The organism is Pseudoclavibacter chungangensis (assembly GCF_013410545.1).
GTDB lineage: Bacteria > Actinomycetota > Actinomycetes > Actinomycetales > Microbacteriaceae > Pseudoclavibacter > Pseudoclavibacter chungangensis.
The window spans coordinates 3,139,103-3,161,093 of record NZ_JACCFV010000001.1; the positions used below are offsets into that span (position 1 = coordinate 3,139,103).

Annotated in this window: 19 protein-coding genes; 7 read left to right on the forward strand and 12 right to left on the reverse strand. The window is 73.1% G+C overall.

Annotation, left to right across the window (positions count from 1 at the left end):
* The first annotated feature begins 197 nt into the window (after nucleotides 1-197).
* On the forward strand, nucleotides 198-1,175 hold the full coding sequence (locus tag HNR16_RS13885; RefSeq protein WP_158041960.1) for a CPBP family intramembrane glutamic endopeptidase: 978 nt from the start codon (nucleotides 198-200) through the stop codon (nucleotides 1,173-1,175).
* A gap of 133 nt (nucleotides 1,176-1,308) precedes the next feature.
* On the opposite strand, the gene HNR16_RS13890 is transcribed toward HNR16_RS13885, so the two are convergent.
* The gene (locus HNR16_RS13890; RefSeq protein WP_158041961.1) at nucleotides 1,309-2,019 is read right to left on the reverse strand and encodes a response regulator; all 711 of its coding nucleotides are present in this window, start codon (nucleotides 2,017-2,019) and stop codon (nucleotides 1,309-1,311) included.
* Nucleotides 2,016-3,320: a sensor histidine kinase gene (locus tag HNR16_RS13895; protein WP_179558263.1), complete on the reverse strand. Its 1,305-nt coding sequence runs from the start codon at nucleotides 3,318-3,320 to the stop codon at nucleotides 2,016-2,018. Before HNR16_RS13895 ends, HNR16_RS13890 begins: the two co-directional genes overlap by 4 nt.
* Nucleotides 3,321-3,450: 130 nt before the next feature.
* Between HNR16_RS13895 and HNR16_RS13900 the strand changes: the two genes are divergently transcribed.
* A complete protein-coding gene (locus HNR16_RS13900) occupies nucleotides 3,451-4,443 on the forward strand; it encodes a GAP family protein (RefSeq protein ID WP_179558264.1) in 993 nt (330 codons plus the stop codon).
* A gap of 105 nt (nucleotides 4,444-4,548) precedes the next feature.
* On the opposite strand, the gene HNR16_RS13905 is transcribed toward HNR16_RS13900, so the two are convergent.
* The 8 genes from HNR16_RS13905 to HNR16_RS18900 all read right to left on the reverse strand — a co-directional run bounded on the left by HNR16_RS13905 (nucleotide 4,549) and on the right by HNR16_RS18900 (nucleotide 15,207).
* A complete protein-coding gene (locus tag HNR16_RS13905) occupies nucleotides 4,549-5,976 on the reverse strand; it encodes an MFS transporter (protein ID WP_158041963.1) in 1,428 nt (475 codons plus the stop codon).
* Nucleotides 5,977-6,035: 59 nt separating this feature from the next.
* Nucleotides 6,036-7,286, reverse strand: a complete 1,251-nt coding sequence (locus HNR16_RS13910; protein WP_158041964.1) for a M20 family metallopeptidase — start codon at nucleotides 7,284-7,286, stop codon at nucleotides 6,036-6,038.
* Nucleotides 7,283-8,503, reverse strand: a complete 1,221-nt coding sequence (locus tag HNR16_RS13915; protein ID WP_158041965.1) for a M24 family metallopeptidase — start codon at nucleotides 8,501-8,503, stop codon at nucleotides 7,283-7,285. Before HNR16_RS13915 ends, HNR16_RS13910 begins: the two co-directional genes overlap by 4 nt.
* 116 nt (nucleotides 8,504-8,619) lie before the next feature.
* Nucleotides 8,620-8,946: an AzlD domain-containing protein gene (locus HNR16_RS13920; RefSeq protein WP_158041966.1), complete on the reverse strand. Its 327-nt coding sequence runs from the start codon at nucleotides 8,944-8,946 to the stop codon at nucleotides 8,620-8,622.
* Nucleotides 8,939-9,733: an AzlC family ABC transporter permease gene (locus HNR16_RS13925; protein ID WP_179558265.1), complete on the reverse strand. Its 795-nt coding sequence runs from the start codon at nucleotides 9,731-9,733 to the stop codon at nucleotides 8,939-8,941. Before HNR16_RS13925 ends, HNR16_RS13920 begins: the two co-directional genes overlap by 8 nt.
* Before the next feature lie 58 nt (nucleotides 9,734-9,791).
* On the reverse strand, nucleotides 9,792-11,795 hold the full coding sequence (locus HNR16_RS13930) for an amino acid ABC transporter ATP-binding/permease protein (RefSeq protein ID WP_158041967.1): 2,004 nt from the start codon (nucleotides 11,793-11,795) through the stop codon (nucleotides 9,792-9,794).
* Nucleotides 11,792-13,810 (reverse strand): ATP-binding cassette domain-containing protein, encoded by a 2,019-nt coding sequence (locus HNR16_RS13935; RefSeq protein WP_179558266.1) that lies wholly within the window; start codon nucleotides 13,808-13,810, stop codon nucleotides 11,792-11,794. The genes HNR16_RS13930 and HNR16_RS13935 overlap by 4 nt, the downstream gene beginning before the upstream one ends.
* 422 nt (nucleotides 13,811-14,232) lie before the next feature.
* Entirely contained in the window at nucleotides 14,233-15,207 is a 975-nt protein-coding gene (locus HNR16_RS18900; protein WP_225737983.1) for a helix-turn-helix transcriptional regulator, read from the reverse strand.
* A gap of 393 nt (nucleotides 15,208-15,600) precedes the next feature.
* Here HNR16_RS18900 and hxlB point away from each other — a divergent pair, with 393 nt between their 5' ends.
* Both hxlB and hxlA read left to right on the forward strand, forming a co-directional pair.
* Entirely contained in the window at nucleotides 15,601-16,224 is a 624-nt protein-coding gene (gene hxlB / locus HNR16_RS13945) for a 6-phospho-3-hexuloisomerase (protein ID WP_158041969.1), read from the forward strand.
* A 43-nt stretch (nucleotides 16,225-16,267) separates the two neighbouring features.
* Complete coding sequence (gene hxlA, locus HNR16_RS13950) at nucleotides 16,268-16,900, forward strand: 3-hexulose-6-phosphate synthase (protein WP_158041970.1); 633 nt, start codon at nucleotides 16,268-16,270, stop codon at nucleotides 16,898-16,900.
* Nucleotides 16,901-17,149: 249 nt separating this feature from the next.
* Here hxlA and HNR16_RS13955 read toward each other — a convergent pair whose 3' ends face one another.
* Nucleotides 17,150-17,734, reverse strand: a complete 585-nt coding sequence (locus tag HNR16_RS13955; protein ID WP_158041971.1) for a hypothetical protein — start codon at nucleotides 17,732-17,734, stop codon at nucleotides 17,150-17,152.
* On the reverse strand, nucleotides 17,734-19,029 hold the full coding sequence (locus HNR16_RS13960; protein WP_225737984.1) for an MFS transporter: 1,296 nt from the start codon (nucleotides 19,027-19,029) through the stop codon (nucleotides 17,734-17,736). Before HNR16_RS13960 ends, HNR16_RS13955 begins: the two co-directional genes overlap by 1 nt.
* A 632-nt stretch (nucleotides 19,030-19,661) precedes the next feature.
* Between HNR16_RS13960 and HNR16_RS13965 the strand changes: the two genes are divergently transcribed.
* From HNR16_RS13965 to HNR16_RS13975, 3 genes are all read left to right on the forward strand, one after another.
* Nucleotides 19,662-20,210 (forward strand): hypothetical protein, encoded by a 549-nt coding sequence (locus HNR16_RS13965; protein ID WP_158041973.1) that lies wholly within the window; start codon nucleotides 19,662-19,664, stop codon nucleotides 20,208-20,210.
* 418 nt (nucleotides 20,211-20,628) lie between these two features.
* Nucleotides 20,629-21,390, forward strand: coding sequence for an FHA domain-containing protein (locus HNR16_RS13970; RefSeq protein ID WP_179558267.1), 762 nt, complete (start codon nucleotides 20,629-20,631; stop codon nucleotides 21,388-21,390).
* Between the two features lie 260 nt (nucleotides 21,391-21,650).
* Entirely contained in the window at nucleotides 21,651-21,980 is a 330-nt protein-coding gene (locus tag HNR16_RS13975) for a hypothetical protein (RefSeq protein WP_158041975.1), read from the forward strand.
* The last annotated feature ends 11 nt before the right edge of the window (nucleotides 21,981-21,991 follow it).

The following is a 21,991-nucleotide window of genomic DNA, read 5'->3' on the forward strand; positions in this document are numbered from 1 at the left end:
GAAACACCTGCACGCGACACCGACGCCGGCCCGATTCCGAAACCGGCTCCGCACGAGCCCGCGGAGAAAGCCGGGTTGTTGCTACCGGGCCCGCGGCCCGGTAGCAACAACCCGGCTTTTTCTGGCGCAGGTCTCGGTGCTCGGTCGTGCATCCTTCGGGTGACGCGCACATCGGCGTGCGCCCGCACACTGCACTCATGCCACGTGCACACGAGGATCCCGCGACGTCGCGCGGTGCGAACGGCTCGCCGTCGAGCCGAGCGGGGGACGCCGCGCCGCCGGGCCCGGCCCGTGCCCGCGACGGCGCGACGGTGACCGTGCTCGCTCCGCGCGCCGGACTCGCCGTCGCCGTCATCGTGCTCGGACTGTGGCTCGCGGCCCTCGTGACCGTCCTCGTCACCACGCCCGGTGGCCGACCCGTCTCGAGCGACCCCGGGGCGCCGGCCGTCCCGTACTGGGTCGTGCTGCTCCCGGCCGCGGTCGCGATCGCCATGACGTGCTGGCTTCCGCCGCGATCCCCCGCACGTCCTGCTGGTGTCGGACGTCGCGGACGACTCCTCGTGACCACGGCCGCCCTCGTCGTGCTCGCCGTCCTCTTCCCGGTGCTCACGATCGTCGGCCGTCTCTCGGGCGAGGCCTACATGCTGTGGAAGTTCGTGCTCTTCATCGTCGTTCCGCTCCTCCTCGTCGTGAGCATCCGCAACGCCGTGCGCATCGAGCGACGCGGCGGATGGGACCGGTGGCTCCAGCCCCTGTTCCTCGTCCTCGTCTGGCTCGTGCTCGTGCTCGCGCTCGCGAAGATCGCACCATGGACTCCCACGTACGACCTCGGCGGTGTCGACCGGCTCACGCTCGTCGTCGCGGCGAGCGCGACGGCCGTGACCACCGGCTTCGGGGAGGAGCTCTTCTACCGTCGTCTGCTCCAGACGCGCCTCGAGGCGATGCTGGGTGCGCCGGGCGGCATCGCACTCGCGTCGCTCGCGTTCGCGCTCACGCACCTCGGGTCACACGGCTCCGGCACGCCGCTGCTCGATGCTGCGCAGGTCGTCGTCGTCCAGGGATCATTCGGTGCACTCGCCGGTGTGTTGTGGTGGCGGTATCGGAACGTCACCGCGATCGTCGCCCTGCACGTCCTCGTGAACGGCTGGGACCCCCTCGTCGCCCTGCTCGCCTGACGCGTCCACCCGGCGTCGGCACCAGCACCGGGATAGGGACCGGCACCAGCACCAGCTTCGGCCTCGGCCTCAGCCGCGGCCTCGGCCTCGGCCTCGGCCTCGGCGAGCGTGGGCCTGTTCGTCACCGCACGTCCTACCGGTCGAGTCCGAGCTCCCTCGCGGCGATCGCGGCCTGCATGCGCGATACGAGACCGAGCTTCGTGAGGATCCGTGAGACGTGCGTCTTCGCGGTCGCCTCAGTGACGCCGAGCGTCCGCGCGATCCCGGCGTTCGACAGTCCCCGACCGAGCACCCCGAGCACCTCCCGCTCCCGCGGTGTGAGGCCCGCGACCGAGCTGTCGTCGAGCCGGAACGACGGCGCCCGATCGGCATCCGCCCGGGCCTCGGCCTCGGCGGGGTCGACGATGCCGCCGGATCGCCCACCCGGCGCCACGACGAAGTGCTCGAGCACCCGCCGCGTCACCTCCGGGGCCATGACGCCGTCGCCCGCAGCCACGCGCCGGACCGCGTCGATGAGCACGTCCGGTTCGACGGTCTTGAGCAGGATGCCGGCCGCGCCCGCGCGGAGCACGCCGAAGACGACCTCGTCGAGGTCGTAGGTCGTGAGGACGAGCACGGCCGCGAGCCGCCTGGCCGTGATCGCCGCGGTCGCCTCGATGCCGTCGATGCCCGGCATCCGCGCATCCATGAGCACGACATCGGGACGCAGTGCGCGCGCGTCGCCGATCGCGGCGGCACCGTCAGCCGCCTCGCCGACGACCTCGATGTCCCCGGCCCGCTCGAGCAGGAGACGGACGCCGCTGCGAACCGTCGCGTGGTCGTCCGCGAGCAGGACGCGGATCATCGTTCCGCCGCCGCTCGGATCGGGACACGCACGTCGACGCGCCACGTCCGCACCACCGCGGCTTCGGGCGACGCGGCCCCGGGGCCGTCGCCCGTGGTCCCCGACGAGGCGTCCGTCTCGTCGTCGTCGACGGGCACCGGCCCCGACGCGATCGAACCGCCGATCGCCGACACCCGTTCACGCATCGACGCGAGCCCCGCACCACCGGTCGGCAACCGTGCCGCGTCGGCGTCGATCGGGTTCTCGATGCACAACCGCACCGCGTCCGATGAACCGTCGAATGCGATGCGCACGCGATCGGTCCCGTACTTGAGGGCGTTCACGAGCGCTTCGCGGGCGACGGGCGCGAGTTCGCGGGCGAATGGGGCGGGCAGGGAGCCGAGCGCGGACTCGTCGACCCGAAGATCCACCGTGAGCCCCGCGCCGACCGCCCACGCCGCGAGCTCGCCCGGATCCAACAGCGGTCCGTCGCGGCCCTCGCGCATTCCGTTCGTCGCGTCGAGACGATCTTCCCCTGAGCGCAGGACCTCGATGAGTTCGCGCATCTCACTGATCGACGCGACGCTCGCCGCCCGCACGTCCTCGAGCGCGCGCCGGTCGCGTTCGGTGTCCGGTGCTTCGGCGAGCGCCGCGGCCGAGTGGAGCGCGATGGCGGAGAGCCTGGCGGAGACGACGTCGTGCAGATCCCGGGCGACTGCCGCACGCTCCCGCGCGACGGCCTCGGCACGCTCGGCGGCCGAATCGCGCACGGCCCGCTCCGCGAGCGCCGTGCTGAGCGTCGCCCGCTCGTCGGCGAGGTTCGCGATCGCCCGCTCCTGCTGCACCGAGACGCCCCACCAGAACGGCACGACGAGCGCCGCGAAGAGTGCGAGCATGCCGCCGATCGCGTTCTCGAGATCGCCCGTCACGGCGAGCGTGAAGATGCCGAACCCCATGATCACGACGCAGCAGACGACGGTTCCGACGACGCGTCCGCGGCGGCTCGAACGTTCGCCGACGAGGTAGAGCACGTCGCACAGCGCGATCCAGCTCACGAGCATCACGCCGACCATGGTGTTGAGGAGGGCCGTCACGGATGCGATCACGAGTGCCGCGTACATCCACCGTCGTTTGAGCAGGACGGCCGCGAGCGATGCGACGACGAGCAGCACCGGCACCCACGCCGGGACGAGCGGTGCCGGGTCTTCGAGCGGGAACTGCCATCGTGGTGGGTCGCCGCTCAGGATCGAGACGGCGCCGACGACGACGAGCGCGACGGCGAGCGCGACGTCGGTGCGGGTCGGTCGGGGGGACGGGCGCATGGTCCAGTATCGGCACGGCGCCCGAGGATTCGCGTCGCTCGGGCGGCCTGCGGCGTACATCGAACGGTGTACAGGCGGCCTGCCGCGTTCGCCGGACGCGCCGACGTCCGCCGCACGCGACGCTGAAGGCATGTTCGCTCTCGCCATCGACCCCGCCGCGCTCGACGGGACGCCGCTGTTCGGCGCGCTCGCGCTCCTCGCGCTCCTCGACTCCCTGAGCTTCGGGACGCTGCTCATCCCGCTCTGGCTGCTCCTCGTGCCCGGCCGCGTGCGGCTCGGCCGCATGCTGCTCTATCTGGGCACGATCGTCGTCTTCTACGCGGCGGTCGGGGTGGTGCTCATGCTCGGCGCCTCGGTCGCGTTCGACGCGCTGCGCGACGCGCTCGAGACCCCGGTCGCGTACGGCGTACAGCTCGTGCTCGGCGTCGGCCTGTTCGCGCTGAGTTTCGCACTCGACTCCCCGCGAGCGAAGCGGGAGGGACCGGCGCGTGCGGCGCGATGGCGGGCGCGGGCGATGGGCGGCGAGGTCGGCGCCGAGCGGGAGGCCACGACGGCCACGGCGCACGCGGTGAGCCCAGCCGACGCGCACGTGATCACGGGACCCGAACCGTCCACGAGGACGAGCACGCACGTGGGTCCGGGCGCGGGGCAGGACCCGGACCCGAGCGCGATCGCGCACCCGGGCCGCGGTGGTCGTGGGCGTCCGGCCGCCGATCACGCCGACGCCGCGGGCGCCGGCACGGCCGGGCGGCAGGGGCGCCCGAACCGCGCCGTGCGGGGCTCCGTCGCGGCGCTCATGGGGCTCGCGCTCACGGCGGCCGCGCTCGAGGTGGCGACGATGCTGCCGTATCTCGCGGGCATCGGAATGATCACGGCGGCCGAGCCGGCCTGGGACGCGCGCACGGCGTTGCTGCTCGGCTACTGCCTCGTGATGGTGCTGCCGGCGATCGTCCTGACGGTGTTGCGCATCGTCGCGGCACCGCTCGTGGCGGCCCCGCTGGCCCGGCTGGAGGCGTGGCTCTCGAAGTCGGCGGCGAGCACGACGGCGTGGATCGTCGGCATCGTCGGCGTCCTGCTCGCGCTCGACGCCCTGCGCACGCTCGGCCCCCTGATCGGCACGTGACCCCACGAAAAAGCCGGGTTGTTGCTACCGGGCCGCGGGCCCGGTAGCAACAACCCGGCTTTCTGTGCGGCGGTGGGTTTCTGCCACGTTGGTGGAGAGGTGGGGTCAGGGCTTGTTGGGTTTGCCGATCAGCGTCTCGCCGTTCGCGATGCGCAGGTGGTCGTCGCTGCCCGGGATCACGTTGCCGCGCAACGAACGGCCCGCCGTCTCCTTGAACGTGAGCACCGAGACGAGCCCGATCACACCGGCGACCGTGAGGTAGATGCCCGGGATGAGCACGTTGCCCGTCGCGTCGATGAGCGCCTCGTTCACCGAACCGGCCGTGCCGCCGAACAGCGCGGTCGAGATGTTGTAGCCGATCGCGAAGCCCGAGTAGCGCACGGCCGTCGGGAACAGTGCGGGGAGCGTGGCCGAGATCGTCGAGATGATCATGACGAGGAACAGCCCGAGGATGCCGATACCGAGCACCTGCGTCCACAGCGAGTCGATCTGGATGAGCATGACCGCGGGAATCGACAGCACGATGAACCCGATGCTCGCGACGATGAGCTGCGGCTTCCGGCCGATCCGGTCGCTCAACACGCCGAACGGCACGATGACCAGCATCATGAGCAACTGGATGATGACGAGCGAGAAGTTCGCCTCGGCGGCCCCGTGCCCGAGCGTCGACGAGAGGTACGTCGGCATGTACGTGAGCACGAGGTAGAAGGCGACGTTGATCAGGATCACGAAGCCGAACAGCTTCAGCACCTGGAACGGGTACGTGACGATGAGTGTGCCGAGCGCCTTCAGCGCCAACTCGTTCGTGGTCGTCTGCGCCGAGTCCTCGGTGAACGTCTCCGACTCGGTCAGGTGACGGCGCATCCACAGTGCGACGAGACCGAGCACGAGCGTCACGAGGAACGGCACGCGCCACCACCCCGCGAGCATGCCGTCCTCGCCGACGACGAGCGTGAGTGCGGTGCACAGGATCGCGGCGGCGCTGAACCCGGCGAGCGTCCCGAACTCGAGGAACGAGCCGTACTGGCCGCGCTTGTTGTCGGGTGCGTGCTCCGACATGAACACCGCGGCGCCCGCGTACTCGCCGCCCGCCGAGAAACCCTGCACCATACGCAGGAACACGAGCAGGATCGGCGCGAGGTAGCCGACCTGTTCGGACGTCGGGAGCACGCCGATGAGCGCCGTCGAGAGGCTGATGACGACGATCGTGAACACGAGCACCTTGCGGCGCCCGATGCGGTCACCGAGCGGCCCGAGGATCATGCCGCCGAACGGCCGCACGAGGAACGAGATCGCGAAGGCAGCGAGCGCGAGGATCGTGGGCAGCGCGCCCGACTCGTCGCCGAACGTGAAGAACAGTTGCGCGATGTAGACGACGAGGTAGCCGTAGATGCCGTAGTCGAACCACTCGATGGCATTGCCGATCGCGGCACCGGCGACCGACTTCCGCGCGTCCTTGCGCTCGGCCGGCGTGAAGTCGATCTCTCTCGTGATGGGCGGTAACTCGTGGGGCGTCGCGGGCTTCTCGGTCATGAAGTGCTCCTGGTTGCGTCGTGTTCGTCTGGATCTCGAATCGGCACTGGGCAAGCGGTCTACAGGGTCGTCGTGGTCTCCTCCAGCCGTTCCACGCGCTGTGCACTGCGCAGCGCGATGAGCGCGTAGGCGCGGGCCGCGGTGTGCAGCTCGGTGACCGACACCCGTTCGTCGGGCTGGTGCGCCTGGGTCGTGATGTCGCCCGCGCCGAGGACGACCGTCGGCACGCCGTGGTGCTCGGCGAGGAATCCGCCCTCGCACGCGGCCGTCCAGATGCCCTGGTCGCCCGCACCGCCCGCATCGGCGACGGCATCGCGGACGCCGTGGACGAGTGGCGAGTCGGGGTCGGTGACGAAGCCGGGCATGATCATCTCGACGGTGCCGGTCACGGTGATGCGGTCGGTGCCGGGCCGGTTGGCGAACGAGATCCGGCGCCTCGTCTCGGCGACGAGGTCGTCGAGGATGGCGTGCGGGTCCTCGCCCGGAAGGGTGCGGCGATCGATGGACAGCGTGCAGCGATCGGGAACGATCGACGTGCCGTGCCCGCCCTCGACGGTGCCGACGTTCCAGGTCGCCGCGCCGAGCACGGCGTGCGGCTCGCCCGCGAGCCGGGCGCGATCGGCCTCGACGGCCGCGATGACCTCGCTCGCGGCGACGATCGCACTCGCCCCCTCGTCGGGTTTGCCGGCGTGCGCGCTCGCCCCCTCGACGTCGATGCGGAGGTTCGCGGCGCCGCGGCAGCCGGTGATCGTGACGAGCCCGGTCGGCTCGGCGACGATGCACGCCGCGAACCGTTCGCGCTCCGCGGTCTCGCAGTAGCGGCGTGCGCCGGTCGCGTCGGCCTCCTCGTCGACGGTGCAGACGAGGGTCATGGCGATGTCGGGGGCCTCGGCGTGGACGGCGGCCATCGCGGCGACGACGGCCGCGAGGCCGCCCTTCATGTCGGTCGAGCCGCGCCCGACGAGCGCGTCGCCGTCGCGTCGCGGTTCGAACGGATCGCTCGTCCATCCCTCGCCCGCGGGGACGACGTCGCTGTGGCCGAGGAAGAGCACGCCGCCCTCCGTCCGCCCGTCGCCGCCGAGTCGGGCGACGAGGTTGGGGCGCCCCGGCGCGACGTCGTCGAGCGTCACCTCGGCGCCGATCGCGCGCAGCGCGAACGCGAGCTGTGTGGCCGTGGCCTCCTCCGTCCCGCCGGGGTTCTCGCCCGCGGCGCGGATGAGGTCGGCCGCGAGCACGGCGACCGCCTCGGCGTCGATCCGGTCGAGCACGCTCGCCTCGAGCGGCCCGTCGGTCGTGCCGCCGAGCGTCACAGCGTCCGCCCGGCGTCGATCGTGATGAGTTCGCGCGCCACATCGGTCAGCGTCTCGACGCCGTCCGCCGTGACGTGTACCGATTCGGACACCTCGAAGCCGTAGCCGGTCATCCACATGCCCGCGATGAGGTGGAACGTCATGTGCTCGGCGAGCACGGTCGGGTCGTCGGCCCGGATGCTGACCGTGCGCTCGCCCCAGTCGGGCGGGTAGCCGATGCCGATCGAGTAGCCGAGTCGCGAGTTCTTCGAGAATCCCGCGGCCTCGATGACGCGCGTGAACGCGGCCGTCACGTCGTGTGCCGTGACGCCGGGCCGGACGGCGGCGAGAGCCGCGTCGAGCCCCTCGACGGTCGCGCCCGCGAGGCGGTCGAGCTCGCTCGACGGCGTGCCGATGATCGCGGTGCGTGCGAGCGGCGCGTGGTAGCGGCGGTGCACGCCCGCGAGCTCGATCGACACGGGCTCGTCGGCGCGCAGGGGCGCGTTCGTCCACGTGAGGTGCGGGGTGTCGGCCCCCTCGCCGACCGGCAGCATGGGCACGATCGCCGGGTAGTCGCCGTCGGCGCCCGGCACCCCGCGCGCCTGGGCGGCGAGGATCTCGGCGGCGACCTCGTTCTGGGCCCGCCCGGGGGCGATCGCCTCGAGGCCCGCGCGCATGGCGGCGCTCGCGACGAGACCGGCGGCGCGCATGAGCTCGATCTCGCCGGGCGTCTTCACGAGCCGCACCCAGTTGACGACGTCGTTGCTCTCGACGAACGTCCACTCGGGCAGGCCCACGCCGATCGCGAGGAACGTGCGGACCGAGAAGAAGTGCGCCTCGCCCTCGTAGCCGACGCGCGCGGCCGTCGCGTGCCCGCGTTCGCGCAGTCGCTGCGCGATCCAGTCGCCCGGGTGGACGTCGGTGTGGTGCACGAGCGTCTCGGGGTAGCCGAGCACGTCCTCGGCCGGGATCCCGGCGGCGGTGCGGTGGGCGCCGTTCGCGTCCATCTCGCGCATGAGCAGGGTGGGTCGTCCCTCGACGGGGAGGTGCAGGACCTGTGGCATGTAGAACGACCAGGCGTTGTAGCCGGTCAGGTAGTAGAGGTTCGCGGGATCGGCGATGAGCAGAGCGTCGAAGCCCCGTTCCCGGGCGGCCTCGCGCACCCGCTGCTGCCGCGCCGCGTACTCCTCCGCCGTGAACGGCGCGACGGCACCGCCGTCCTCCACCTGCTGTCCCATGTCGGCCTCCCCGCCCCCCGGAACACCCGACGGCGCGCTTCCAGCCTATGACCCCTCCTGTTCCGGCACGGTTACGGCGTCGTTCACCGGGCCCCGCCGCGCGCCGGTCGCCCGCGTCAGGAGAGGTTGACGAGCAGCACGAAGACGATCGTCCCGATCCCGACGCTCAGGAGCGTTCGCCTCCCGAACAGCAGGTGCACGGCGACCGTGACGGCGGCGGCCGGCACGGCCGCGGCGGCATGACCGGTACCCGTCGTGACGGTGTCCGTGAACGTCGCGGCGGCGAGAATCGCGAGGATGCCGACGGGCATCCACGTCGCCATCGTGGTGACGAACCTCGATTCGCGCAGCGGTTTCAGGATCGCGAACGGCACGGCGCGCAGGGCGAGCGTGATGACGAAACCGACCGTGAGGACGCCCGCCACGTACCACGGGTCAAGCATGGTCCTCCCTCTCGGTGCTCGCCACCCCGCGGGTCGCGCCCCCGTCGCCGTCCGCACCGTCACCGGGCACCATCACGGCAGCCGTTCGGCGCCCCGTGGCGACGAAGCGCACGACGAGCGCGGCGACGAAGCCGAGCAGCCCCACGAGGAGGGCCGCGTCCGGTGCAACGAGGGTCGCGACGGCGAACGAGAGGCCCGCGAGCACGAGCGACGGGATCTGCGCCCGCGTGCGGCACGCATCGAGCGTGAGGGTGATGAACAGCGCGCACAGCGCGAACTCGAGCCCCTCGATGCGTTCCGGGAGCAGCGAACCGGCTGCGACCCCGACGAGACCGCCGCCGAGCCAGTAGAGCTGGAACGCGAGCTGCACCGTGATGAGACGCACACCGGTCCAGTCGCGCGGCGAGGCGGCGGTCACGGCGAAGGACTCGTCCGTGAGCGCGTACACCGAATAGGCACGTGCGATCCGGCTCCGCACGACGCGCAGCGGGAACGAGAAGGCGTAGAACACGTGTCGGAAGTTCACGAGGAACGTCGTGAGCGCGATGGTCGCGAGTGGTGTGCCCGCGCTCATCATGCCGACGATCATGAGCTCGAGCGAGCCCGCGTAGGTGGTCACGGAGAGCGCGGGGGCGATCCACCAGGGCAGACCGGCCTGGACGACGAGCAGGCCGAACGCGATGCCGAGCGGGAACATGCCGAGTCCCGCGGCGGTCGAGCGCCGCAGCCCCTCGGCGACCTCGTGTCGCCACCCGTGCCGCATCGGGTTCGGAGCACGCGTCGACATGACCACCATGATCGCGGAGCGTGCCGACGCGCGCACGTTCGTCTCACCGCGTGTCGGGTCAGGTGCCGGCGCGTGCTTCCAGGTGCCGGAACGCGCCGGCCCGTTCGCGCAGTTCGCCCGCCGTGCCCGTCTCGACGACGCGGCCCGCGTCGATCACGACGACGCGGCCGTCGTCGGGCACGAGGTCGGCGCGGTGCGTGATCTCGACGACGGTGAGCTCGGGCCGGTGCTCGCGGAGCCTCGCCCGCACGCTCGCCGCGGTCTCCGCGTCGAGCTGGCTGAGGGCCTCGTCGAGCACGAGGACCGTGGGGTGTGCGACGAGCGCCCGCGCGAGGGCGAGCCGCTGCAACTGCCCGCCGGACACGGCCGCGCCGCGTTCGCCCGTGGCGGTCTCGAGACCGTCGGGGAGCGCATCGATCCACTCGTCGAGCGCGGCGATCCGCAGCGCCGCGTGCAGCCCCTCGTCGCTCGCGTCGGGTGCCGCGAGACGGAGGTTGTCGGCGAGCGTGCCCCGTAGCAGCGTCGGGCGCTGCGAGACGAGCGCGACACGGCCGCGCAGCTCGTCGAGCGCGAGGTCCCGGACGTCGGTGCCCCCGAGCGTCACCGTGCCGGTATCGGCGTCGCGGCCGCGCGGAAGGAGCGCGCCGAGCGTGGACTTCCCGGATCCGGACACGCCGACGACGGCCGTCCAGCTGCCTGCGGGGAACGTCGCGTCGACGTCGTCGAGTGCGGGCCGCGCGTCACCCGGGTAGCGCACCGTGACGCCGCGGAGCGTGGCGCTCGCCTCGGCGCCCGCGGTGCGCGGCACCACGGGGTCGCGGACGGGGGCCTCGGCGTCGACGACCCGACGCACGCGCGCGGTCGCGGCGAACGCCCCGTCGAGGCCGGCGAGGAACTCGTCCACCCCGCGCGTCGGCGCCCACAGTCCGACGCCGACGGCGAGGGCGGTCGCGATCGTCGGGGCATCGGCACCGATCGAGGTGCCGACGATCACGACCGCGACGAGCGCGCCGGTCTGCAGCAGGACGACGAGCCCGGCCCGCACGCCGCGCACGCACCCCTCGCCCGAGCGTGCGCGGGTGAGGGCCGCGTCGGCCGCGTCGAGGCGTCGCAACCGTTGCCGCTCGGCACCGAACGCGAGGATCTCCCGCACGCCCTGCACGTCGTCGCCGACCTCGGTCGCGATCGCGCCGCGTGCCCGGCCGACGCGTTCGGCGCTGCGCCAGGTCGAGCGCGCCGCGAGGAGCGGGAGCAGGACGACGATCACGGCCACGAAGGGGGCGATCGCGAGCGCGAGGCGCGCATCGGTGACGGCCGCGAGCCACGAGAGCGCGACCGCGGGCACGACGACCGCGCTCACGGCGGGCGGCAAGGTGTGCGCGAAGAACACCTCGATCCGGTCGATGTCGCGCGTCGCGCGCTCGGTGAGCTCGGCACCCGCGCGACCCGCTGTCGCGGCGGGCGCCTGCGGCGCGAGGCGCGAGAAGAAGAGCTCGCGCAGGCGCTGCAGCGCCGTGAACGCGACCCAGTGCCCGAGGTAGTGCTCGAGGTAGCGCAGGAGCGCCTTGACGAGCGCAAGGCCGACGAGCGTGCCCGCGAGCGGCAGGAGTGCCACGGCGCCCGTCGATGCCGCGCGCGCGATCGAGCCGGCCGCGACGACGAACAGGGCGACGCCGAGGAGCTGGTTGACGATGCGCGCGGCGACGGACCCCACGAGCGGTGCGAGCAAGTTCTTCGTATGGCCCACGAGCCAGCGGGTGAGCTTGAGACGACCCGCTGACGGCTGTCGTGCGGCATCCGTCGCGGCGGTGGCGGACGTCTGCCGAGCGGAACCCGCCGCGGTCGCCGGCGCATCGCTCGCCGTCGCGTCGCTCGCCATCCCGTCGACTGTGGTCCCGTCGATGGCCGTCCCGTCGCTCGCCGTCCCGTCGCTCGCCGTCCCGGGAGCGGCCGATCCGACCGTCGCCGTTCCGGGACTCACCGTCGTCGGAGCGGGCGTCACCGGAGTGCTCGTCCCGTCGGGCGTCGGACGCCGCGTGGAGCGCTCGTCGTCGCCGGTCATCGTGCGGCCTCCCGGGGTCGGAGTTCCACGACGCGGTCCGCCGTGAGGATCGCGCCGGGTCGGTGCGCGATCATGAGCACCGCGCGTCCCGCCGCGAGGCGATCGAGCGCGGCGAGGATCGCGCCCTCGGCCGCGAGGTCGACCTGCGAGGTCGGTTCGTCGAGGACGAGGACGGGTGCGTCGCGCAGGGCGACGCGTGCGATCGCGAGTCGCTGGGCCTGGCCGCCGCTGAGGAGCGAGCCGCGCTCCCCGACCGGCGCGTCGAGGCCGCCGGGCATCGCCTCGACCTCGGCGCGCAGTCCCGCGAGTTCGAGTGCGGCGAGCAGCCGCTCGTCGTCGGCCTCGGGAGCGGCGAGCCGGAGGTTCTCGGCGACGGACCCGACGAAGAGGTACGGCCGCTGTTCGACGACGCCGAGGCGCTCGCGCAGCTCCGCGGGCCGCGCCGTGGTGGCGTCGAGACCGTCGACGAGCACGCGCCCCGAGCGCGCGCGGAGATGTCCCTGCAGGACGGCGCTCGTCGTGGATTTGCCGACGCCGCTGGGGCCGACGAGCGCGACGCGCTCCCCCGGCGCGACCCGCAGCGACAGCCCGTCGAGGACGGGCGGCCCGCCCGGCCAGCCCGCGACGAGGTGCTTGATGTCGATGCCGCGTTCGTCCGGACCGGCGCCGGTGCTGTCGCCCGCATCGCCGTCCGGCGCGGGGTCCGCGCCGGGAACACGTCCGTCGGGGGCCGGCCCGGTGCCGGGGGTGGCGGCCGCGCGTGCCGTCACCGCTGCGGCCTCTCGTCCCTCGCCCACGGGCGTGCGTCCCGCGCCCTGCTGTGCGCCGCCCGCGGCCTCGCGTCCGCCGTGCGCGGGCCCGTGTTCGCCACCGTCACCGAGGTGGGCGCCGATCGCGCGCTCCGCCGCACGCCCGCCGATGCCGATGTAGAAGAACTGGCCCACGACGTCGACCGGGCCGATGACGAGCGTCGTCATGAGCACGATCGCGACGCCCGCGCCGAGCGTCAGCTCGCCGTGGGCGACCCGGACGCTCGCGACGAGCGCCGCGACGACGACGACCGTGAGCGAGAAGGCGGCGTCGACGACGAGGATCAGCAGCTGATTGCCCGCGAGCACCCGCATGAGCCCGCGCCGGTACTCCTCGCCCCGGCGTGCGAGCTCCGCACCCTGTCGTCCGGCGGCGCGCGCGTAGACGAGCGTGTCGAGCGCCTGGATGGCTTCGAGGAACGCGGCGGTCAGGCGACCCTGTGTGCGGCGGTACGCAATACCGACGGGACGCACGACGCGGCGGAACAGACCGATGACGACGGGAACGAGGAGGACGAGCACCGCGATCCAGGCGGCCGTGACGGCATCGACGCCGAGCGCCATGACCGCGAGCACCACGAACGGTGTCGTGAGCGCGCCGACGATCGGGCCGAGGAACGAGCCGCGGAAGGTGCCCGCCCGCTCGACCGAGTCGGTCGCGAGCGCGAGCAGTTCGCCCGTCCGATCGCTCGTGCCGACGGGCCCGAGCTCCAGCACGCGGCTCACGACGAGCGAACGCAGCGCGCGCTCCGTCGCGGACGCGGACCGCGCGGCGGCCCACGCCCCGACTCCGGTGCAGGCGGCGGCGAGGATCGCGAGGGCGACGAGCGCGGCGATCTCGGCCGCGCTCGGCGCGCGCGCCGAATCGATGACCGTGCCGAGCCTCGCGAGGAGCAGCGCGGTGGCGGCCGAGCCGAGCCAGGCCGTGAGCAGCAGGAGGACGATGCGGCGACGCGGCGTGGCCCGCCGGACCGCGGCCGGAACCGGCGCGGATGCGGACGCGGCGGCCCCGTGCGGGTGCCCCGCGCCGCCCGGATGTCCTTTTCCGTGCGGATGCCCGGCGCCGTGCGGGCGGCCCGCCCGACTCGGATTCCCCGCGCCGCTCGGATGTCCGGCACCGCTCGGGCGTCCGGCACCGCTCGGGCGTCCGGCACCGCTCGGGCGTCCGGCACCGCTCGGACTCCCCGCGCCACTCGGATGCCCCACGCCGCTCGGATGTCCAGCACCGTCTGCGCGCCCGACACCGTCTGAGCCACTCGTACCGGCACCGGGTGGGTGCCCCGCACCGATGGACGAGCCCGCAGCACTCGGCCGCGCCGTGCCGCGGGGCAGCACTCCACCCTCGTGACGCGCCGACCCAGCGGGCGATCCCGGCACCGACGGCCCCTCGTGTGCACCGGCCTCGTCCGGTGCTACTGCGTCGTCCCGTGCCGACATCGGCATGCTCGTCCTCCTGCGCTCCGCCGCGTCGTCCGCGTCCCGACTCGACGGTACGCCCTCCCGGCGACACCGGGGGAACGGTGCGGGACGAGCGGCCCGGGCGGGTGAACGCACGGCGCACGGGCCGACACCGACGTTCACCGGGGCCGCCCGACACATCGAGCGCCGCGGCGCCGCCCGCGGCCCCGTCAGGAGTAACCCGCGCCGACCGCGACCGCGGCGGCGGCCGCTCGCGTGGAGACCCCGAGCTTGCGGTAGATCGCCGCCACATGGAATTTCACCGTGTTCTCGCTGATCCCGAGTTCGAGCGCCACCTGCCGATTGCGCAGCCCACGGGCGATGAGACGCAGCACCTCGTGCTCCCGCGGGGCGAGGTCGAGTTCCGGTTCCGCGGCCGCCCGCGGCGCATCGAGCGGCAACCGCACGGCCAGTTCCGCACCCCATCCCTCGACGCCCGTCAGCGTCAACGTGCCGCCGAGCGCGTCGACCCGCGACCTCGCCTGCCGGACACCGGGTGCGTCGGCATCGACGTCGCCGGGCCCGTCGTCGCGCATGTTGATGAGCAGGTTGGTGCCGTCGCAGTCCCACTGCACGCGCACGCGCCCGACGCCGGCCTGATCGTTCATCGCGAGGACGAGCCCCCGCACGATCGCCCGCGCCGCATGGGCGACCTCGCCCGGGAGCGCGCGGCCGTCGACGGGTGGCTCGACGAACTGCACGTCGAGTCTTCCGTAGCGGGTCAGCGGACGGAGGTCGGCCCGGAGCCGCGCGAAGGCACCGACCACGGGTTCCTCCTCGATCGACACCCACAGGTCGCCGGCGGTCCGTCCGCGCACGAGCGCGGCGGTCGCGATTTCGGCGGCCGAGGCGCGGGCCCGCCGGTCGTCGAGCGCACGGCTGCGGAGCACGGCGAGCATCGACTCCAGGGCCGTCGCGTGCTGCTCCGTGAGCTCCGCGGTCACGCGCATCCGTTCGCTCGACACGGCGCGCGAATCCTGCAGGTAGGCGGGCCCGGCATCGGTGACGAGCTCACGGATGCGCGCTGCCGCGATATGCCACAGCGACGCCGTGAACGCATCGATCTCGCCCGCCGCGATCCGGCCCGTGGGCCGCGGATCGCACAGCACGAGCGCACGGCGCCGGTCTCGGCCGTCCGCGCCCACACGGGGCGCTCCACGTCCCCGATCGTCGCCCGTTCGATGCTCGCGCCGGCGGCGAGCGCACGGCGGACGGCATCCATCTCGACGATCGTCACGCGCTCGGTGATGCGCTCGTCGCCGGCCTTCTTCTGCGGACGCCCCGTGCAGTCCTCCGTGAACACGACGAGGGCGGCGTGTGAGACACCGATCCCGATCGCATCGCGCAGACGCGGAGCGATCGCCGACAGCGGTGCCGTGCCGAGCGCACCGGTCGCCGTGACGAGCTGCGAGGGCGCGGTGGGCGGAGCGTCGCTCGGGGTCATGCGGGCAGCCTAGACGAGGCCCTACCCGTTCGGGTGGTGACGACGGTCCGAAGCGACGATTCCCCACCCGTTCCGGTTGTCGGATGCTGAACGCATGACCGTCACCGGAACGCCCCGACCGACGCCGTCGGACAGCACCGCGGCAGCGGACGCCACCGACGCACCCACCGCCTCGGCCGCCCTCGCGCTCGTGACGGCGGAGATCGATACCGCCCTCGCGCGCGTCGCACCGGAGGCGATCGCCTCCGCCGCCGACGCGATCACCGCGGGGCGGCGCGTGTCCCTCCTCGGCCTCGGCCGCTCGGGGCTCGCCCTGCAGGGCCTCGCGATGCGACTCATGCACCTCGGCCTGGAGGTCCACGTCGTCGGCGAGGTGACCGCGCCGGCCGTCGCGGACGGCGACGTACTCGTCGTCGCCTCGGGCTCGGGGACGACCGAGACGGTCGTCCGCCACGCCACGAGGGCCGCGAGCCTCGGCGTCGACGTCGTCGCGCTCACCGCCGCACCGGACTCGCCGCTCGCGACCCTCGCCCGGACGATCGTCCACATCCCCGCCGCGGTGAAGACCGACCACGGATCGACCGCGTCACAGCAGTACGCGGGGAGCCTGTTCGAGCAGGCGACCCTGCTCGTCGGCGACGCGATCTTCCACACCCTCTGGCAGCGCGGCGGTGCACCTGCCGAGTCGCTCTGGCCGCGTCACGCGAACCTCGAATGACGTCGCCGTCACTCCGCCATCACCCCGATCAGAAAGGCATCCCATGACCAAGCTCCAGGTCGCCATCGACCTCCTCGACACCGACGCCGCGCTGCGGCTCGCGGAACTCGTCGCGCCCTCCGTCGACATCATCGAACTCGGCACGCCCCTCATCAAGCACGAGGGAATCCAGGTCGTCCGCGCCGTGAAGGACGAGTTCCCGGACAAGATCGTCTTCGCCGATCTCAAGACGGCCGACGCGGGTGCCCTCGAGGCGCGCATCGCGTTCGAGGCCGGTGCCGACCTCGTGAGCGTGCTCGGCACCGCGGACGACTCGACGATCGCGGGCGCCGTGCAGGTCGCGAACGAGCTCGGCAAGGGCGTCGTCGTCGACCTCATCGGCGTCGCCGACAAGGCGGCGCGGGCCCGCGAGGCCCACGCACTCGGCGTGGCCTTCGTCGAGTTCCACGCCGGACTCGACGAGCAGGCGCAGCCCGGCTTCAGCCTCGACACGCTCCTCCGGGCGGGCGCGGCGGCGGGTGTCCCGTTCTCCGTCGCGGGTGGCGTGAACGTCACGACGATCGACGCGGTCCGGGCAGCCGGCGCGGAGGTCGCCGTCGTCGGCGCCGCGATCTACGGCGCCGACGACCCCGCGGCCGCCGCCGCCGCACTGCGCGAGGCCGCCGTCGTCGCCTGAGTCACGGCAGCCCGGGGCGCCGCTCCGCCTCCCAGGGGCGGAGCGGCGCCCGTCGCGGCGAGGGGTACTCCCGCGAGGCGGGGTGCCACGAACGGGGCACTCCGAGGAAAGTGGGGTCCGACGTAACGGTCGACCTCGATCGCGTCCGAGCCCGCCGCTCAGTCGGCCCCGCCGACGTCTTGGACCCTGCCGATCTCTCGGACCCCGCCGACGTGCTGGATCCTGCCGCCCTCGGTCCCCGCCGCCCGCTCAGAGTTCGCCGACCGCTCGGTCCCTGCCGCGGTCGTCCGCTCCGACCCCGCGCCACCGCCGAGCGAGCGGCCAACCGTGCACCGCCCCGTAGGCACACGCGACGGTCGTCCCCGCCCCGAGCACGAGCGCGAGCCAGGCCGGGATCCCGCGCCGCTCACCGCCGACGGTCGTGTCGAGCGCGAGGCGTCCCTCGAGGACGGGCGCCGCGAGCCACACCGTGAGCGCGGCTGCCAGCAGGAATGCGCCCACGAGCATGCACCACACCGTCCACGTGCCCCGCGCGCGGAGTGCGAGCGCCTCCGCACTCGCCTTCGCCGTCCCCGTCGCGATGTCCTCGGGCAGGTCCCGCCGGGGGAACATGAGTTTCAGGAACGCGACCGTGAGCGCGGCCCATCCCCCGACGAGCGGTACCGCGAGGAGCACGTGCATCGGCTCCCGGCGCCCGCCGAGCTCGACCTCCCCCACGACGACGAACACGACGCCGGCGCCGAACAGGACGACGAACACGAGCGCGAGCCCGATCCAGCGCAGCCACGCCGAAGCGCGTGCCCGTCGCGATGCGTTCAGCCCCGGATCGGACATCAGATCACGCCACCGCGCGCCGTGCGAGCCGTGCGGCGTTCGAGCCAGGCCGAGGCACCGAGCAGCACGATGCCGAGGATCGCGAGTCCGAACGCGACGAGCGCGGGAGCCCGGTACCCGTACCCGGCGGCGATGACGAGGCCGCCGAGCCACGCGCCGAGCGCGTTCGCCGTGTTGAGCGACGCGTGGTTCATCGCGGCCCCGAGCGTGACGGCCTCGCCCGCGACATCCATGAGCCTGATCTGGAGGTTCGTGACGAGCACCGAGCCGGTCATCGTGATGCAGAAGAGCACCGGCAGCGACCACCAGCCCGCGGGCGCGGCGAGCCAGAACGCGAGCATGAGCAGCGCGGACGCGATGGATGCCCCCACGAGCGTCCGCATGACCGAGACGCCCGCGAGCTCGCCCCCGATCCACGTGCCCGCGACCATGCCGAGGCCGAACGCGGGCAGGAAGAGGGGGACGACGGTCTGCGGCAGGCCGCCCACGTCGGTGACCGTCGTCGCGATATAGGAGTAGACGGCGAACAGGCCGCCGAAGCCGAAGGCACCGGCCGCGAGCGTGAGCCACACCTGCGGCCGGGCGAAGAACGACCGCACCTCGCCCGCGCCGCTCGGCCCGTCGCTGCCCGGCGTCCTCGGCACGAACAGCGCGATGCCGGCGATCGCGACGGCCCCGACGACGACGCACGCGAGATAGGCCTCGCGCCAGCCGAGCGTCTGGCCGATCCACGTCGTCGCGGGCACGCCCACGACGTTCGCGATCGAGAGCCCCATGAGCACGGCCGCGACGGCGCGTCCGCGGAGGGCACGGGACACGAGCCCCGCCGCCACGAGCGACGCGACGCCGAAGAACGCACCGTGCGGGACGCCGTCGAGGAAGCGCGCGAGCACGAACATGCCGAGCGAGGCGGCCGCCGCGCTCAGCGCGTTGAACGCCGCGTAGCCCGTCATGAGCGCGATGAGCAGGCCCTTTCGCGGCAGGCGTGTGCCGAGGATCGAGAGGACCGGCACGCCCACGACGACGCCGAGCGCGTACGCGGAGATGCCGTACGCGGCCTGCGGTTCGGTGACTCCGAGGCCCTCGGCGATCTGCGGCAGCACCCCCATCGTCACGAACTCGGTCGTCCCGATCGTGAAGCCACCGACCGCGAGCGCCGTGATCGCGAGCCACGCGCGGCGCGGGCCGACCGCGGGCGCGTGCTCGGCGGGGGCCGACGGCGGCTGCTCCGGCTCGCTGGGCCGCTCCGGCTCGCTGGGCCGCTTCGGCTCGCTGGGCTGCGGGGAATCGCTCACGGAAACTCCGAACGGTTCGGTGCGCGACGGACGAAGCCGAGGTGCGAGATGGGAGTTGGACGAACGGTCACTCGCGGCGGGTTCCCGTCGCAGCGCGAAGCCGCCCGGCAATGATCCCACCCCCGCACGACGCTCGGGTGCCCGCCGTGAAGCCGTTGCCGCGGCTCGCCGCACGAGGCCGCGGGCGAGCTCGCGGCCTCGCATCGAAGGCCGCTCCCCGGACGTGTCGCGTGTGCACGACATCGCACGAGGAGCGTCGTCGCCCGAACGCCCGCCTCCGCTCGGAGTCTCCCCTCGCACCGCAAGGGCCCCGTGTCCTCCGCGCTCCCGGGGAGTGATGCCGCTGCGCCCGGAGCCCCTCGACGCCGCGTCCGCGCGGCCGCCCTCGCGCTCGCCGCGGCCGTCCCGCTCCCCGCGGTCGCTTTCGGCGCCGCCCCCGCGCAGGCCGTCCACACGCAGGACTACGCCCGTGCATCCCGGGTCCTGACGGTGCAGCGGTCACGACCGACGACCACATCGTGGTCGCGTGGCGAGGACACGTCGGGGACACGGAGTTCGCCGCCGACGGGACGTCCGTGAAGGCGGCCGATGGAGCGCTGCTCGGTGGGATCGCCGCGGACTAGCTCGGCAAGGTGCACCTGTCGAAGGCGTCTCGTGACGGGGTCGAGAAGTTCGACGCCGCGGGCACACCGGTCGCGAGCTCCGCCGTTTTCAGCGGCGGCAACTCCGGTCAGAGCCCGATCGCGGTCTCGTCCGACGGATCGACACCGTTCTCGACCCGCCCCGACGTCGCGTGCGTGAACATCTGCCGCGCCGGCACAGCGGTCCTGGAGGTTCCGGCGCTGAGCTTCGACGCGACCGTGGCGTCGGTGACCGCGAGTTGGTCTGCGCCCGCGAACCTCACAGGCGGACAGCGGGTCGGGCACGACACCGTCACGGCGACAGGCCCGGGTGGCGCGCAGAAGCAGCTCGAGGTGTCGGGTGCGACGGCCACGGCGACGCCGGCCGCGACCTCGTCGGCGACGGGCAGTCCCATCGCAACCCCCGGAGCGACGTCGGGCACGGGCCTCGCGTCCACGGGTGCCGACGGCTCGCTGTCCGCGCTGCTCGGCGGCGCACTCGCGGTCGCACTGCTCGGTGGTGCGCTCGCACTCATCGGCCTGCGCCGACGGGCGAGCTGAGCGGGAGCGGCGGCCGCTCGATCGCAACGGCGGCGCTCCCGTGGGGGCGCCGCCGTTGCGAGTCCGTTCGCGTGTTTCTCGGGCATTCTGCGACGGGAGCGGGTGGGCCTTCGTTGGCCGTGGGCGGCCGTCTACCATGTGAGCTGGAGTGCGGCACCATCCGGACGCCGGGACGTGACCGCGCGCCGCTGATCGTGCAACGTGGATGACGCGAGGGGTGATGATCGTGCATGCGACGGACACGGTTTGTGCGCGCTGCGCCGCACCGCTCGAGCCCGATGGTTCGGTCGCGTGCCCCGAGTGCCACGGGATGCGCCCGCGGACCCCGTTCCTGCCGGTCGATGTGTCGCCGGAGCGGCTCGGGGCGGTGCCGGCGAGCGCCGCTCGTCGTGTCGCCGCGGTTCTCTGCGATGTCGGCGTGGTTGCGCTGCTCGCGACCGGCGTCGGCGTGCTCGCGTGGGTGCTCGGCTCCTCCGCACTCATTGCGTTCGTGGTCGCCGCCGTCGCGCTCGTGCTCTGCGCGGCGGTGGTCGCGGTGGTGTGGGTGTCGATCGCCTGGACTCCCGGTGGCACGTTGACCCGCACGGTCTCGGTGCGGGCCGACGACGGCACACCGCTGGGTCGGTCCGCTCTCGGGCGCGCTCTGCGGGGACGCCCCATCGGCTCGGCGGTTGCCCTGGGGTCGAGCCAGGGCGCGCTCGCGCGCGCGCTCGGGGTCGTCACGGTCGACCTGCGTCGCGGCGCGGATCCTCGGGGTCTGCTTCTGCCGAGCATCGACGAGCTGCCCGCACCGCGACAGAGCATCGGCGTGGACGGCGGACGCTCGCGGCCGGGTGCGGTCACGCTCGTCTACGAGCAGCGCACGCGCATCGGGCTCGATCGTGCCGTGGTGCTCGGTCGCACGCCTCGGGTCGAGCCGCCGGAGCCCGGTGTCGTCGCCGTCGCGCTGCCGGACCTGTCGCGGCGTCTGTCGAGGAACCACGTTCGCGTGGATCTCGATCGCGGACGCGTGTTCGCGACCGACCTCGGCTCGCTCAACGGCACCGAGCTGGCCGTCGGCTCCCGTGTCGAACGGTTACGAACGGGACAGCGAACGGAGATTCCCGAGGGCGCCCACCTCCTGCTCGACGGGCGACCACTCCGCGTCCACACGCGCTCGGGTCATGTTCGCGCATCCTGAGCGCGACCCGAGCTTCTGACGCCGTCAGGCTCGGATTCCCGATTCGATGAAGCCGAGGACCGCGCGCGTTCAACGCCCACGTGGATCCGCCTGTATTTTCATGGGCGGCCATGCGCGCGCCAAGAGTGCAATGGGTACCACTGCCCACACCGGGGGGTGGTGATGCGTGTGTTGCCCACTTAGCCTCGTTCGCGTACGTGAGGACAAACTCATGACGCCGCGCGTGTTTCGTGGGGCGTCCCAGGATGGGAGGTGCCCCGATGGGGACGAAGTTCGACATGGGTGCGGACACGCTGACGGTGCTGAATCGCCAGACGCAGGGACAGTCGGAAAACCTCGGAACCGTCGTGAAGAACCTCGCTCGCGCTTCCGAGCCGGTCGAGGCCTCGTTCCAGGGGCCGGGCCGGGCGGCGTTCGACCTGTTCCAGCAGAACGCGGACGCGATCGCCTACGAGATCAACCGGGCGTTGAACTCGATCCTGGGCGGCTCGGTCGGCATGGACCAGTCCGTGCAGCAGGGTGTGCAGGTGCAGGCGGACCAGACGCGTGGCATCGACGGCGCGCAGGACTACTCGAAGTTCACCGGCTGATCCCGCATCTC

Coding starts and splice junctions, on each gene's coding strand:
- HNR16_RS13885 (WP_158041960.1), top strand. CDS start 198: ATGCCACGTGCACACGAGGATCCCGCGACGTCGCGCGGTGCGAACGGC.
- HNR16_RS13890 (WP_158041961.1), bottom strand. CDS start 2,019: ATGATCCGCGTCCTGCTCGCGGACGACCACGCGACGGTTCGCAGCGGC.
- HNR16_RS13895 (WP_179558263.1), bottom strand. CDS start 3,320: ATGCGCCCGTCCCCCCGACCGACCCGCACCGACGTCGCGCTCGCCGTC.
- HNR16_RS13900 (WP_179558264.1), top strand. CDS start 3,451: ATGTTCGCTCTCGCCATCGACCCCGCCGCGCTCGACGGGACGCCGCTG.
- HNR16_RS13905 (WP_158041963.1), bottom strand. CDS start 5,976: ATGACCGAGAAGCCCGCGACGCCCCACGAGTTACCGCCCATCACGAGA.
- HNR16_RS13915 (WP_158041965.1), bottom strand. CDS start 8,503: ATGGGACAGCAGGTGGAGGACGGCGGTGCCGTCGCGCCGTTCACGGCG.
- HNR16_RS13920 (WP_158041966.1), bottom strand. CDS start 8,946: ATGCTTGACCCGTGGTACGTGGCGGGCGTCCTCACGGTCGGTTTCGTC.
- HNR16_RS13925 (WP_179558265.1), bottom strand. CDS start 9,733: ATGTCGACGCGTGCTCCGAACCCGATGCGGCACGGGTGGCGACACGAG.
- HNR16_RS13930 (WP_158041967.1), bottom strand. CDS start 11,795: ATGACCGGCGACGACGAGCGCTCCACGCGGCGTCCGACGCCCGACGGG.
- hxlB (WP_158041969.1), top strand. CDS start 15,601: ATGACCGTCACCGGAACGCCCCGACCGACGCCGTCGGACAGCACCGCG.
- hxlA (WP_158041970.1), top strand. CDS start 16,268: ATGACCAAGCTCCAGGTCGCCATCGACCTCCTCGACACCGACGCCGCG.
- HNR16_RS13955 (WP_158041971.1), bottom strand. CDS start 17,734: ATGTCCGATCCGGGGCTGAACGCATCGCGACGGGCACGCGCTTCGGCG.
- HNR16_RS13975 (WP_158041975.1), top strand. CDS start 21,651: ATGGGGACGAAGTTCGACATGGGTGCGGACACGCTGACGGTGCTGAAT.